16 protein-coding genes are annotated in these 13,578 nt (G+C 36.9%); 5 read left to right on the forward strand and 11 right to left on the reverse strand.

Features of this window, described 5'->3' with window-relative positions; translation table 11 throughout:
* The 11 genes from yihA to ACTTKV_RS07915 form a co-directional block, all read right to left on the reverse strand.
* Positions 1-615 (reverse strand): ribosome biogenesis GTP-binding protein YihA/YsxC, encoded by a 615-nt coding sequence (gene yihA, locus ACTTKV_RS07865; RefSeq protein WP_442550031.1) that lies wholly within the window; start codon positions 613-615, stop codon positions 1-3.
* Entirely contained in the window at positions 612-1,088 is a 477-nt protein-coding gene (lptA, locus tag ACTTKV_RS07870) for a lipopolysaccharide transport periplasmic protein LptA (protein ID WP_442550032.1), read from the reverse strand. Before lptA ends, yihA begins: the two co-directional genes overlap by 4 nt.
* Positions 1,061-1,600: an LPS export ABC transporter periplasmic protein LptC gene (gene lptC / locus ACTTKV_RS07875; protein WP_442550033.1), complete on the reverse strand. Its 540-nt coding sequence runs from the start codon at positions 1,598-1,600 to the stop codon at positions 1,061-1,063. Before lptC ends, lptA begins: the two co-directional genes overlap by 28 nt.
* Entirely contained in the window at positions 1,579-2,067 is a 489-nt protein-coding gene (locus ACTTKV_RS07880) for a KdsC family phosphatase (protein ID WP_442550034.1), read from the reverse strand. The genes lptC and ACTTKV_RS07880 overlap by 22 nt, the downstream gene beginning before the upstream one ends.
* Entirely contained in the window at positions 2,064-2,639 is a 576-nt protein-coding gene (hisB, locus tag ACTTKV_RS07885; RefSeq protein WP_442550046.1) for an imidazoleglycerol-phosphate dehydratase HisB, read from the reverse strand. The genes ACTTKV_RS07880 and hisB overlap by 4 nt, the downstream gene beginning before the upstream one ends.
* Positions 2,640-2,654: 15 nt before the next feature.
* The gene (locus ACTTKV_RS07890; RefSeq protein WP_442550035.1) at positions 2,655-3,506 is read right to left on the reverse strand and encodes a septal ring lytic transglycosylase RlpA family protein; all 852 of its coding nucleotides are present in this window, start codon (positions 3,504-3,506) and stop codon (positions 2,655-2,657) included.
* Positions 3,493-4,704 carry a transglycosylase SLT domain-containing protein gene (locus tag ACTTKV_RS07895; protein WP_442550036.1) on the reverse strand — a complete coding sequence of 404 codons (1,212 nt, stop codon included), beginning with the start codon at positions 4,702-4,704 and terminating at the stop codon, positions 3,493-3,495. The genes ACTTKV_RS07890 and ACTTKV_RS07895 overlap by 14 nt, the downstream gene beginning before the upstream one ends.
* Positions 4,705-4,770: 66 nt before the next feature.
* On the reverse strand, positions 4,771-5,556 hold the full coding sequence (locus tag ACTTKV_RS07900) for a TatD family hydrolase (protein ID WP_442550037.1): 786 nt from the start codon (positions 5,554-5,556) through the stop codon (positions 4,771-4,773).
* Positions 5,553-6,809 carry a GGDEF domain-containing response regulator gene (locus tag ACTTKV_RS07905; protein ID WP_442550038.1) on the reverse strand — a complete coding sequence of 419 codons (1,257 nt, stop codon included), beginning with the start codon at positions 6,807-6,809 and terminating at the stop codon, positions 5,553-5,555. Before ACTTKV_RS07905 ends, ACTTKV_RS07900 begins: the two co-directional genes overlap by 4 nt.
* Before the next feature lie 88 nt (positions 6,810-6,897).
* A complete protein-coding gene (locus ACTTKV_RS07910) occupies positions 6,898-8,418 on the reverse strand; it encodes an AAA family ATPase (protein WP_442550039.1) in 1,521 nt (506 codons plus the stop codon).
* Positions 8,411-9,286, reverse strand: coding sequence for an NAD(+) kinase (locus ACTTKV_RS07915; RefSeq protein ID WP_442550040.1), 876 nt, complete (start codon positions 9,284-9,286; stop codon positions 8,411-8,413). The genes ACTTKV_RS07910 and ACTTKV_RS07915 overlap by 8 nt, the downstream gene beginning before the upstream one ends.
* 92 nt (positions 9,287-9,378) lie before the next feature.
* On the opposite strand from ACTTKV_RS07915, the gene aspS reads away from it, so the two are divergent.
* The 5 genes from aspS to ppa all read left to right on the forward strand — a co-directional run bounded on the left by aspS (position 9,379) and on the right by ppa (position 13,400).
* Positions 9,379-11,136: an aspartate--tRNA ligase gene (aspS, locus tag ACTTKV_RS07920; RefSeq protein ID WP_442550041.1), complete on the forward strand. Its 1,758-nt coding sequence runs from the start codon at positions 9,379-9,381 to the stop codon at positions 11,134-11,136.
* A gap of 146 nt (positions 11,137-11,282) precedes the next feature.
* Positions 11,283-11,852 carry an adenylate kinase gene (locus ACTTKV_RS07925; protein ID WP_442550042.1) on the forward strand — a complete coding sequence of 190 codons (570 nt, stop codon included), beginning with the start codon at positions 11,283-11,285 and terminating at the stop codon, positions 11,850-11,852.
* 85 nt (positions 11,853-11,937) lie between these two features.
* Positions 11,938-12,402 carry a DUF4410 domain-containing protein gene (locus ACTTKV_RS07930; RefSeq protein ID WP_442550043.1) on the forward strand — a complete coding sequence of 155 codons (465 nt, stop codon included), beginning with the start codon at positions 11,938-11,940 and terminating at the stop codon, positions 12,400-12,402.
* 73 nt (positions 12,403-12,475) lie between these two features.
* Positions 12,476-12,811 carry a NirD/YgiW/YdeI family stress tolerance protein gene (locus ACTTKV_RS07935; protein WP_442550044.1) on the forward strand — a complete coding sequence of 112 codons (336 nt, stop codon included), beginning with the start codon at positions 12,476-12,478 and terminating at the stop codon, positions 12,809-12,811.
* Between the two features lie 70 nt (positions 12,812-12,881).
* On the forward strand, positions 12,882-13,400 hold the full coding sequence (gene ppa / locus ACTTKV_RS07940) for an inorganic diphosphatase (RefSeq protein WP_442550045.1): 519 nt from the start codon (positions 12,882-12,884) through the stop codon (positions 13,398-13,400).
* Positions 13,401-13,578 lie beyond the last annotated feature (178 nt).

The following is a 13,578-nucleotide window of genomic DNA, read 5'->3' on the forward strand; positions in this document are numbered from 1 at the left end:
TTATCTACCAAGAGTGTGATTTATGATAGATTCTCTTGCCTTGTCAATGCCACTTTTATTAAGAGTTGAAACCAATATACCGCTTGGATTAAATTTCATTACCGCACTCTTTTGACTTTGATTTAGCTTATCGCTTTTTGTATATAAATTTAAAATCTTTTGATCTGCCCTTAAAAAACTTTTTAGATAAGCATCGACATTTACATCAATATCTAAATCAAAGTGCCTAGCGTCTATTAAGTGTACAAAAAGCCTAATGTCGCTTCTAAATTTCAAGAACTCGTCCAAATTTTTACGCCACTCATCGTGCTTTGACTTTGCCACTTTTGCATAACCAAAGCCCGGCAAATCAACCAAGATAACCTTAAATTTCTCTTTTTCATCTTGATCTACTTTTTGCTCGCAAAACTCTGCTTCGAAAAAATTTATAAGCTGTGTCTTGCCTGGAGTCGATGAGCTCTTGGCAAGATTTTTTTGATTAACAAGGGCATTGATAAGGCTACTTTTACCAACATTTGACCTACCCAAAAAGACAATCTCACTTGTTACAAAACTTGGAGCCTCTTTGATACTTGGACAAGATGTAATAAATTTAGCACCCAGTGTTCTTATCACTTGTTTTTATCCTCGATTTGAAAGATAAATTTGACAGGCTTTTTGTCGTCACTATTTACACTATATGTGCCATCTTTTTGATTTACAACGATCTTCTCGCCATAAACATTTTTATCAGTTTCTATCTCGTGTAAATAACCATTTCCAACAACCGTATAAGTCTGCTTTGCTGGCTCATACGTAAGTGTATTTCCCTTGCCTTCGTAGTGTTTATCTTTCATAAAAATTTTTGCCGTAGCATTACCTGTGGCTACATATTTTACAGGTTGGCGTTTTTTGTCAAAATGCACTACTACTTTATTTGCCTTTAGCTCATCATATAGGCCTTTCTTGATATTTACATTGCCTATAAATTCACTGATTTGTTTATTTTCATCTGCAAAAAAATCATTTGAAGTGATCTCAACCTGCTCTGCATTTAAAAATGTAAAACCCAAAATCACTGCTAAAATCGCTGCTTTTCTTCTACCCATGCTCTTAGCCCTTTTATCTGCGTTTGTTTTTTATTTAGATCGTAGCTTCCGCTCTCACCTAGTGCCTTATCGCCGTTTCTAGTGACTGTAAAATTTGCTTCTGATCTTACTATTTTTGTCTTAGTATTGTATATAACTTCATCGCTTATAAACTTTAAACTATCGTTATTTTCGTAATTTGCATTCTTTTGAAAAATGATTTCGTCATTTTGTGAGATTGCTTTGTCTGAGCTTAGAAAATGTTTCAGATTTCCTCTTAAAATTTTAGCCTTAAAGTCTAAAAACTCATCTTTATCATTGTATCTATTTAGCTCATCGGCCTCGTAGACTCCACTTATTTTAGTGGAATTTATCTCATAATCAACTACATCGTTTATCTGCATATTTGATATCTTTGTGTCAATTCTCAAAACATTTGCAAGATATGGATCTTGAGCCGCCAAAAATATCATCACGACACTAAAAATGGCCACGACGAAGTAGAAAATTTTTACAACCAACGCTTCGACCACTCATCATATAAATTTTCTGATTTTATAATAAGCTCGATCATCTCTCTAACCGCGCCATTGCCGCCTTTGTGTTTTAGCTTTGTCTTCACATCAAGCTCTTTTATCGCATCTTTTGGCTTAAAGCTCCAAGCAACTGCATCTAAAATTTTATAGTCATTATAGTCATCGCCGATAGCCGCTGCATTTTTAAAGCTAAGTCCTTCAAATTTCAAGATCTCACTCGCCACTGCAAATTTATCGCCAACGCCTTGATAGACGTGATTGATCTTTAGATCCTCAGCTCTTCGCTCAACGATAGCTGACTTTCTACCAGTGATAATAGCCACCTTTTTGCCAAGCTTTAGCCAGCTTTCTATTGCATAGCCATCTTTTACATCAAAAAATTTAAGCTCTTCGCCATTTGCATTGTAAATAATCTTGCCGTCAGTCAGGCAGCCGTCAACATCTAAAAATATAATCTCTATCATAAAACACCCTTTGTACTTGGTGTGCCAATCCTTGCGTTTTTAGCAAGTGCCCTGCGAAGCGCAACGGCAAATGATTTAAAAGTAGCTTCGATAATGTGATGAGTGTTTTTGCCACGAATTTGATTTAGATGAAGCGTGATACCAGAATTTATAGCAACTGCCCTAAAAAATTCCTCCACAAGCTCTGTGTCAAACTCTCCAACTTTAGCATTTTGGTTAAAATTTTCATATACAAGATAGGCTCTGTTACTAAGATCTAATGCGCAAAAAACAGCAGCCTCATCCATAACGACGCTCGCCTCGCCAAATCTCTCAACGCCACTTAAAGGATACAAGGCCTCTTTTAAAAGCTGACCCAAAACTATGCCGACATCCTCAACACTATGGTGAAAATCCACATGCGTATCGCCCTTGCATGAAATTTCGAGATCAAGCAATGAGTGCTTGGTAAATGCCTCAAGCATATGGTCAAAAAAGCCTATTCCAGTGCTTATTTTTGCAACTCCAGAGCCGTAAATTTTAAGCTTCATTGAAATTTGCGTCTCTTTTGTGTTTCTAGTTAGTTCTAAAATTTCTTCTCTCACGTCCTAACCTCTTACTATAAATGCGCCTTGGAATTTACCGCTTCTTGCGTAATCCCTAGCCTCATCCTCGCTTCTAAAGCCATGCAAAAATACCCTATAAATGGTCGAGCCGTCTATGGTAAATGTCCTGACTACCGACTTGTAGCCATCTATGCTTTGATGCTCCCTTTGATATCTGTTTGCGCCCTCAAGGTTTTTAAACGAACCGATTTGCACCATAAAATCTCCACCCACGACTCTCTGCTCTGATGAGATCACGATGCCTCCACTTGGGGCTGTTGGAGAGACTGGATTTGATGCTTTTATACCGGTACTTGTTGGTTTTGTTTGTGCACTTGCGACTACATTTATATCCTCGTTAAAGCCGATGACCTCCATGCTAACTGGTGCTGTGCCAGTACCGATAACATCAAGCTTCATTGCCGCAGCCTTTGAAAGATCTAAAACCCTATCGGCTACAAATGGACCACGATCGTTTATACGCACGATGACGCTTTTTTGGTTTCTTAAATTTGTAACTTTAAGGATCGTATTCATTGGCAAAGTTTTATGTGCTGCAGTCATGTTGTACATATTATAAATTTCGCCGTTTGAGGTTGTTTTACCGTGAAAATTTGGACCGTACCAGCTTGCCGTGCCACTCGCCTTGTCACCGACACTTACGACAGTTGGGTAGTATGTTTTGCCGTTTATTGTATAAGGCCTCATTGTCGCTTTTTGAACCGAGGCTGAGTTATTACCTTTTACATTAGTTGGGCCGCTTGGAGCAAATGGAGCTCCACTCCAAGAGCAACCAGTGATTATAAGAACAAAGCTTAAACCTAGATAGAAATTTAGACTTTTACGGTATGACAATATTTGCTCCAACATTTAGATTTGAGCTAGCAAAAGAATTTGCGTCTTTTAAATCTTTTTCGCTTACATTAAATTTCTTAGATAACGAAGCAATGGTATCACCAGCTTGAACTACGTAGTTATGAGATTTATTTTGAGCAGAAAATGGGATGATTAGTTTTTGATTATAACTTACCGCATTTGTACTAAGCTCATTATAATCTTTGATTGCCCTATGGCTAACGCCTGTCTTTTTAGATATAGAAAGCAAGGTTTCGCCCTTTTTTACAGTATAAGCATAAAAGTTGTTCTTGCCATTAAATGGTTTAAAATTTTCTGTAAAAAGCTGTTTTTTGTTTTCAGGGATATAAACATAATAATCTTTCAGAGTTGGCGGAGTAAATACATATCTCAAATGAGGATTGTTGTTTTTCATCTTTTTTGTGCTAAGGCCGATACTATCACCTATTTGAGCTAAATTTGTACCGCCCGGGACTTTTACTTTCGCAAGCTTAAGGCCACCATTTATATTTAGCAAAGATGAGTCTTTAGAGATCAAAATATCTGCATCTTTTGCAATATATGCTGCTCTTAAAATTTTAATTATAAAATTTCTAGTTTCAGCTGGAAGATATTTCTTTTCAGCATCAAGAAGCGTTACAAGATCGTCTGTTCCAGCTTTTTGTATGGCTCTTTTTAAGGCACCATCGCCACAGTTATAGGCCATAGCCGCCAGATACCATTTACCAAATTGATTTTTCAATGATCTTAGATAATTTGTAGCTGCAATAGTTGATTCAACTGGGTCTTTTCTCTCATCTACATATTGACCTACTTTTAAACCATGAAGCCTAGCCGTTTGCTCCATAAACTGCCACATGCCAGTAGCTTTTGCATTTGAAACGGTATGATTAGAAAATCCTGATTCTATCATTGCCAGGTAAAAAAATGACTCAGGTACACCTGATTTTTTGATCTGCTCTTTTACCATTGGTATATACATATAACCATTTTTTAAAGCATCTGTAAATGTTCTAAGCTGCGATTCTTTGATGCCCTGTCTCATCTTCGCATAGTGAGAAGTCTTCATAAAGCTAGCGTCAATATCTAGCTCTTTTAAAATTTTAACCTGAGTGTCATATGAGCTCTTTTCAGGTGCATTTGCTAGTAGCAAGGTACTACATGCAAACATCAAAAATATTTTAAGCATTGCTTTCATTTCTATCCTTTTTTCGTGTCAAAGCTTAATGATGCTAGCATCTTAAGCAAGTGCAATGCCCAATTTTCAGGCAAAACACTTAAATAACCTTTTGGCATTATTTGAAGTTTTTTCACAAACAACTTCAAATTCAAGGTTTAAAATTTCAGCTATCTTTTTAGCAACGAATGTTGTAAATGCCGGCTCATTTCTCTTGCCACGATTTGGTTCTGGCGTGAGATAAGGAGCGTCAGTTTCAATAACTATCCTATCAAATGGAATTTTTGGCAAAATTTCGACTAAATTTTTAGCATTTTTAAATGTTAAAACACCGCCTATACCAAAATAAAAATTCCCAAATTTACAAAGCTCCAAAAGAAGTGGCGAAGCATTATAGCAATGCAAAACCGCTCCAGCTTCAAGCTTTGGCGCATACTCTTTTAAGATATTAAAAGAGTCCTCATTAGCCTCCCTAATGTGAAGAATAACGGGTTTTTTTAACTCAACAGCCAAATCAAGTTGAGCTAAAAAAATACGTTTTTGTTCATCTTTTTCTTTTATCTTTTCATTTTCATCTTTTGGCAAACGGTAGTAATCAAGACCGCATTCGCCAATCGCCACGCATTTTTCATCTTTAGCAAATTCTCTCAAAATACTGACATTAAAACCCTCTTTATCGTATGGATGAACTCCGGCAGCAAAGAAAATATCACTTTTTTCGTGCGATATTTTAACTGCTTTTGGTAAATCATTGATATCAGCTCCAGGGATAATAAAGCCTTTTAGCCCTAAATTTCTGGCTTCATCTAAAATTTTATCAAGGTCAGGATCGTAAATTTTACTATCCAAATGACAATGCGTATCTATAATCATAAAGCTATTTCTACTCTATTTCTACCATTTTCTTTTGCGGTGTAAAGTGCTGAATCGCAAGCCTCAAGCATATCGTCTATCTCGCAATGCCCGTTGCCAAAAGATACACCTATAGATATGGTTACTCTTATTTTTTGTTTTTTTATAACTACTTCATTTTCAGCCACTTTGGCTCGTAAATTTACAAAAAATTTGACAGCTTCTTCTCTGCTTATCTTTTTAAGCACAACGCAAAACTCTTCGCCACCAAATCTAGCAACGATATCACTTCCTTTTGTATTGTCATTTAAAATTTTTGCAATTGATTTTAGTATCCTGTCTCCGCCATCATGGCCATACGTATCATTTATCTTCTTAAAATAATCAATATCAATCATTGCAAAAGCATAAGGCTCATTGGTCTCTTCGGCTGCTTGGACATACTCTTCCACGTCGGAATAAAAAAATCTTCTATTATAAACCCCGGTCAAGAAGTCACGATTTGCAAAATTTGCTATCTTATTTATATTTTCCATCGCCTCAATCGTATTATTAACACGACATATTAGCTCTTCTTTTGAAAATGGTTTTGCTATAAAGTCGCTCGCACCATTTTTTAAAAATATTGATGCGTCAGTCTTTTCGCTAGGAGATGTCATAACGATTACGCCAAGACTATTTTTATCTTTTTCTTTTCTAACCTCTTTTAAAACTTCAAGGCCATCTTTTACTGGCATTCTATAATCAGTTATTATAAGATTTATATCAGGATTATCTGCAAAATAACTCATTGCCTCTTCGCCGTGAGCAGCAGCCAAAACTTTAAACTGAAGGCTAGTTAATATCTTTTTTATCATATTTCTAAAAGGGAGCGAATCTTCAACAACTAAAACCTTGTATTGTCTATTTTTGCTCAGTCTATTTATCATTTGAAAGATATAGTTGATATCATCCATGTTTCCTTTATAAACATAATCAACAATATCTTTATTTATAAATTTTTCCCTTGTTTCATCATCAATACTACCTGTTAAAACAATAGCTGAAAGTCCTTTGGAAAGTGCATAATCAACGATCTCGCCATTTGGAGCATCTGGCAAATTTAAATCCAAAATAGTCATAAAATAATCTTTGTCATGCTCATTAATTAGCATTTGAGCCTCGGCAAAACTATATGCGACATCAATTGTCATCTCATCAATAGTCTTTTCCATTTGCATAACAATCAGCTTTGCTAACGCCTTATTATCATCAACTACAAGGATTCTTTCCATATTATTCCTACAAAAATTTTTATCAAATTAGTGGCGATTTTATCAAATAAATTTATTTATAAAGCTTAAATTAATAATTTAAATTAAGCTACTTTAAAAGCCCTTTCGCAAAATTTATTGCCTCTTCACTTATGTGTTCACCGCTTATCATACGTGCTAATTCGCTCACTCGTTCATCTTTATCAAGCTCTCTTACGACCGAGTTTTCTCCATGACGCTCTACTAAAAAGTGTGAATTTGCCTTTGAGCTAAGCTGCGGCTGATGTGAAATGGCAAAAATTTGATAAAAATTTGCAAGCTTAAGCAAAACATTTGCAATACTCATCGCCTCTTTTCCGCTTAAATTTGCATCTATTTCATCAAGTATGATAACATCACCGCCCGTTTTTGTGATCTCACTAGATGCGGCTATAAAAGCCAGTCTTAGGCGGTTTAGCTCGCCTGAACTTAAATTTTTAAGCGAAGTCTCATTTAAATTTAGACAAACCTCATCAAGTCCTAAAATATCAAGTCTTTTTTCTTCTATTTTTAGCGTAATATCTGGCATATAAAGCTCTTTTAAATATAAATTTATCATTGCTTCAAGCTCTTTTAAATTTACGCCCCTTGCCCTGCTTAAAGCGCTGGCTAGATCATTCGCCTTTTTGCTCAAAATTTCAAATTTCTTCTCAAGCTCGCTCTTTTCAAAGCTTAAATTTTCATATCTGGCAAGCTCTGTTTCCTTTTTATCAAGCGCCTCTAATGCCTCCTCCTCGCTGCCGTATCGCCTAATGATAGCATTAAGAGCCTCTATCCTATCAAGCACGCTCTCCACGTCGATATCGTCAAGCTCCTCCATATTTAGGCTATCGCGCGCAACCCTTAGCTCGTTCATCGCATCTTCAAAAAAGCCATTGTCAAGGTCGCTGATACTTAGCGCCTCATTTACGCTGTGCTCTAGCTCAAATATCCGATCAGCTCTAGCCCACGCTTCATTTATCTTATCCTTTTTACTAAGCCTTTTTTTAGTCTCCATAAGCTCTTCAAACTCGCCTTTTTTAGGGCCCACGCTTCTTATCTTCTCGATCTCAAAGCTAGCAAGCTCCTTTAGCTCCTCGACCTTTTTCTCTTCCTCTTTTATAGTGGCTAGCTCTTTTGAAATTTTAGAAAATTCCAAAAAGGCCTCTTCAAATTCCTGCTTTGTTTCTTTAAATTTCTCATTTTTCGAAATTTCTAGCCTATCAAGCAAATTTAGAAATTTCTCATTTTCAAACTCGTTTGCCTCTTTTGCCGAGAGATATTTGATATGCTCGCGCGCTACCTGGGCTAAATTTTTCTTTGAGATGGCTTGCTGATTTATAAAATATCTCGTGCTCTTATCTTTTAAAAGCTTGAAAATATTGACCTCTTCATTTTCTATGCCAAACTCATCAAGCTCAAATTTATGCTCCACGTCAGCTTCTATTAGCCTTGCCTCGCTATCTTTTAGCCCAAAAACAGCCATTATCGCGCTCATTAGCACAGACTTGCCAGCGCCACTAACGCCCGTAAATACACTAAGACCCTCTTTGAAATTTAGCTCAACATTTTTAAAATTTAGATAATCTTTAATCAAAATTCGATCAATCATTATAACCCCAGTGAAGTTTCTCTTTTAAAATTTGAAAATAATCCCTGCCAATATGGCGTATCAGCCTAGCATTTTTATCGCTAAGGCTCATGCTAACGGCTGAAATTTTACTCATATCGAAGCGGTCCTGGCCGTCTATTACCAAGATAGCATCGCTTTTTGTTTTAAATTTAACCGTATGATTTTTGGTAAGCACGACTGGACGCTGCGTGAGCGAGTGCGAGCAAATGGGAGTTAGTGCAAAGACCTCGCTTAAAGGATAGATGATAGGGCCATTTGCGCTCATATTATAAGCGGTAGTTCCTGCCGGAGTGGCTGCTATAACGCCGTCACCGTAATATGAATTAAAGTATTTTTCATTTAAAAACGCCTCAATATGCGTCATCGAGCCACCATTTTTACTAACGATGACAGCGTCGTTAAAAGCTATCTTTTGCTCGGTTTTGCCATCGCTTTTATGAAGCGTGACATCTAGCATAAAAGGTGTTTCTATCTCAAATTTATCATTAAAAAAGTCTTTAAAAAATTTCTCACTCTCATTTATCGTGATATCTGTCAAAAAGCCCAGCCTACCAGCGTGTATGCCAAGGACAAGCGGTGAGATATGAGCTAGTTTTCTACAAGTTGAGATTATGGTGCCATCACCACCAAGCGTGATTAAAAATTCACACTCTTTGGCTAGTTTTATAAGTTCAAAACCATCTTTTTCTATACGCTTAGCACAATTTTTCTCAAGTAGAATTCCTACACTATATTTTGATAAAATTTTTTCTAGCTTTTTTAAATCTTGCCTAAACAATGGATAATCTTTGGCAATAAGTCCCACTTTTTTTGTGCAAAAAGTATTAAATTTTTGTTCATTTTTCATGTAAATGATTGTAACATATTTTATTTTAACAAAGCTTTTCAAAAGAAAAAAGCGATTATAATTGCCTAAAAAACATTGCAAAGGAGCATTTTATGCGAAGTCATTATTGCACCGATCTTAGCAAAGCTGATATCGGCAAAGAAGTAATACTTTGTGGCTGGGCAAACACATATAGAGATCATGGAGGCGTCATTTTCATCGACTTAAGAGATGTTAGTGGGCTTATACAGTTAGTTTGTGACCCAGCTGACAGCAAAGAAGCACATGATATTGCTGCAAAAGTAAGAGATGAATATGTCTTAAAAGCAAAAGGAAAAGTAAGGGCTAGAGGCGAAGGACTAACTAATCCGAAGCTAAAAACTGGTGAGATAGAAGTGATAGTAAGCGAGCTAATCATTGAAAACCCAAGCGAAGCATTACCATTTATGATAGGCGATGAGAGCGTAAATGAGGACATCAGACTAAAATACCGCTTTCTAGATCTTAGAAGCGAGCGCTTGCAAAATATCTTTAAAATGCGTTCTCGTGCAGCGATCGCAGCTAGAAATAGCCTAGACAAAATGGGCTTTATCGAGTTTGAAACTCCAGTTTTAACACGTGCAACCCCAGAAGGTGCGAGAGACTACCTAGTGCCAAGCCGTGTATATCCGGGTCAGTTTTATGCGCTACCACAAAGCCCACAGCTATTTAAACAACTTTTGATGTGTTCTGGCTTTGATAAGTATTTTCAGATAGCAAAATGCTTCCGTGACGAGGACTTAAGGGCTGATCGCCAACCAGAATTTACTCAAATAGATATCGAAATGAGCTTTGTAGAGCAAGAAGATATCATAAATATGGCTGAAACGATGCTAAAAGACATCTTTAAAGCCTGCGGACACGACATCAAAACGCCATTTAGACGCATGAGCTACAAAGAGGCTACCGAGACCTACGGCTCAGACAAGCCAGACCTTAGATATGACCTCAAAATGGTCGATGTAATCGATATTTTCGAACGCTCAAGCAATGAAATTTTTAGCTCTATCGCAAAAGATAAGAAGAAAAACCGCATCAAAGCGCTAAAAGTGCCAAATGGTGACAACATCTTTAGTAAGCGCGAGATGAATAGATTTGAAGAATTTGTACGTAAATTTGGAGCACAAGGGCTTGGCTACTTCCAAATGAAAGAAGAAGGACTAAAAGGCCCACTTTGCAAATTTTTCGAGCAAAGCGATCTTGACGAGATCGTCTCAAGATGTGAACTAAAAGTTGGCGACGTTGTATTCTTTGGTGCTGGCAAGAAAAAAGTCGTGCTTGATTATATGGGAAGATTTAGAATTTTCCTAGCTGAGCAAATGAATATCATCGATCAAGACAAACTTGAGTTTTTATGGGTGCTTGACTTCCCAATGTTTGAGCAAAATGATGATGGCAGCTACTCTGCGATGCACCATCCATTCACAATGCCCAAAAATATAGATGAGCCTGATCTTGAGGACATTCTCTCTATCGCTCACGACGTCGTACTAAACGGCTTTGAGCTTGGTGGCGGAAGTATAAGAATTCACAAAAACGATATCCAACAAAAGGTCTTTAAACTTCTTGGCATAGACGAAGAGGAGCAGCGTGAGAAATTTGGCTTCTTGCTTGATGCCTTGACGTTTGGTGCGCCTCCACATGGTGGTATCGCGATCGGGTTTGACAGACTAAATATGCTTGTAAATAAAGCAGGCTCGATCCGTGATGTTATAGCCTTTCCTAAAACGCAGCGCGCTCAGTGCCCACTCACAAAGGCACCAAGCCACGCTAGCAACGAGCAGCTTAGAGAGCTGGGACTTAGGATAAGAGAAAAAGAGCAAAAGGCTTAAAAATTTTTGCAATAAATTTAGACTTTTTGGATGTCTAAATTTGAGTTATTTTATTTAAAGATTAGATTTTTGAGGTGAATTTGGATGTTGCATAGAAATTTTCAAACTCATTCAAAGACACTCAAAAAATACAAAAAAGGGAAAGAATGAAGAATTTATTTTTAATCGTAGGCGCTCCAGGTAGCGGAAAAACAACAGACGCATCACTTATCGCGCAGCAAGATGAAAAATTTGCGCACTTCTCAACTGGCGATCTTTTAAGAGCTGAGGTTGCTAGCGGTAGCGAGCTTGGTAAGCTAATAGATGGCTTTATCTCAAAAGGAAATTTGGTTCCGCTTGACGTTGTCGTAAATGCGATCGTATCAGCCATTAAAGGATCAGAAAAATCAAACATCATAATAGATGGATACCCAAGAAGCGTTGAGCAAATGACAGAGCTTGACAAGGTATTAAGTGAGCAAAAAGAAATTTCTCTTAAAGGCGTCATCGAAGTAGACGTTAGCGAAGATGTGGCAAGAACAAGAGTGCTCGGCCGTGCAAGAGGTGCTGATGACAACAACGAAGTATTTAACAACCGTATGAAAGTATATCTTGATCCAATTGTTTCTATCCGTGAATTTTACAGCAAAAAAGAGCTACTTCATGTAGTAAACGGTGAACGCGGTATAGACGAGATCGTAGCTGATATCAAAAATTTACTAGCTAAGCTTTTATAAGTTTACAGACCTTGCATCAAAAGGTGCAAGGTTCCAATCTACAATCCTAAGCTTATTTTAAAAAATATAAACAAAAGATGGAATTATGCATAAATTTAAATTTACGATACTACTTGCGATCATAGCCATTTTTGCTTTTACAGGATGTGCCAAAAAGCATATAGAGATGGTTGAAAAAGACACCACGTATAAGTACAGTAGCGCTAAAGCGGTTTGCGGAGAAACTGAGCTTGATAAAAAGCTAGAAAAATACATAAATGCCTTTTTAAAAAAGAGAGACCAGTGCGGCGATGACCTAATCATAAAATGCGATATACAAAGAACAAAAAATGGAGTTAGAATCCTTAGACACTTAACTCTAGGCATAGGTGGTGCTGGCAAATCTGAGACTCTCGCGGTCGTAAATTTAGTCGATCAAAGCGGCAAAGAGGTAGCCAAATTTAATGTTACGGTCGAGATCAGATATGGCTTTCTTGGCGGCAATGCAGATAGAGCACTGCCGATCACCGCTAAAAACATCTATAACATTGTTACAAAAGACTTTATGTAAAAACTTACTTTTCATTAACATCAAAAATGTAATATCCTTTTAAATTTTTACAACAAATTCTAAAAGGATAAAAATGAAAAAAATTATAATCGCTTCACTAGCTACTAGCATCGCAATGGCTGGAGGCTTCACATCAAAACACCAAAGTGAGACGATAAGCGTAAAAGAGGCTTTGAAACTAAAAGACGACGCTAAAGTCGTACTTGAGGGCAAAATAAAATCGCATATAAAATCAGACAAATATGAATTTATTGATCAAAATGGTGATGTCATTATTGTTGAGATCGATAACAAAAAATGGGGCAACATAACAGCCAACGAAGATACACCTTTAAGAATAAGAGGCGAAGTGGATAAAGACCTTATGAAAACGGAGATCGATGTCGATAGCGTAGAGGTTATAAAGTAGTTAAATTTTACGCGTATTTAATGCAAAAAATACTAAAATCACGAAAATTTCTAATAAAAAGGACGAATATATGGACGTTTCAAAGATTAAAGCTGGCTCAAACCCAGACAAAATCAATGCCGTAATCGAAATACCTTATGGCTCAAATATTAAATACGAGATCGACAAAGATAGCGGTGCGGTTGTAGTTGATCGTGTGCTCTACTCAGCTATGTTTTACCCGGCAAACTACGGCTTCGTGCCAAACACACTTGCAGCAGACGGCGATCCAGCTGATATTTTGGTACTAAACGAATATCCGCTCCAAGCTGGTAGTGTAATCCCTTGCCGTTTGATAGGCGTTTTAGTAATGGAAGATGAAGCAGGTATGGATGAGAAGCTTTTAGCTGTGCCAGTTACAAAGATCGATCCAAGATATGATGCGATAAAAAGCTATGAAGATCTGCCAGTTGCAACACTAAATAAGATCAAAAATTTCTTTGAAACTTATAAAATTCTTGAGCCAAACAAATGGGTAAAAGTAAAAGAATTTAAAGATGCAAATGCTGCAAAAGAGATTTTAGATAGCGCAATTAAAAATTATAAATGATTTTAAGCCCTATTTTTAGGGCTTTTCTTTTAAAAATTTCTATGTTTTATATGCTAGAAGAAAAGAATTATTTTTATATTTAGATAAGCTTTTTCTTGTATAATACAGTTTCATTTCAACTGTGGGTTCATAGCTCAGTTGGTTAGAGCATCCGGCTCATAACCGGATGGTCCCAGGT

It is taken from the genome of Campylobacter sp. (assembly GCF_052169515.1).
GTDB lineage: Bacteria > Campylobacterota > Campylobacteria > Campylobacterales > Campylobacteraceae > Campylobacter_A.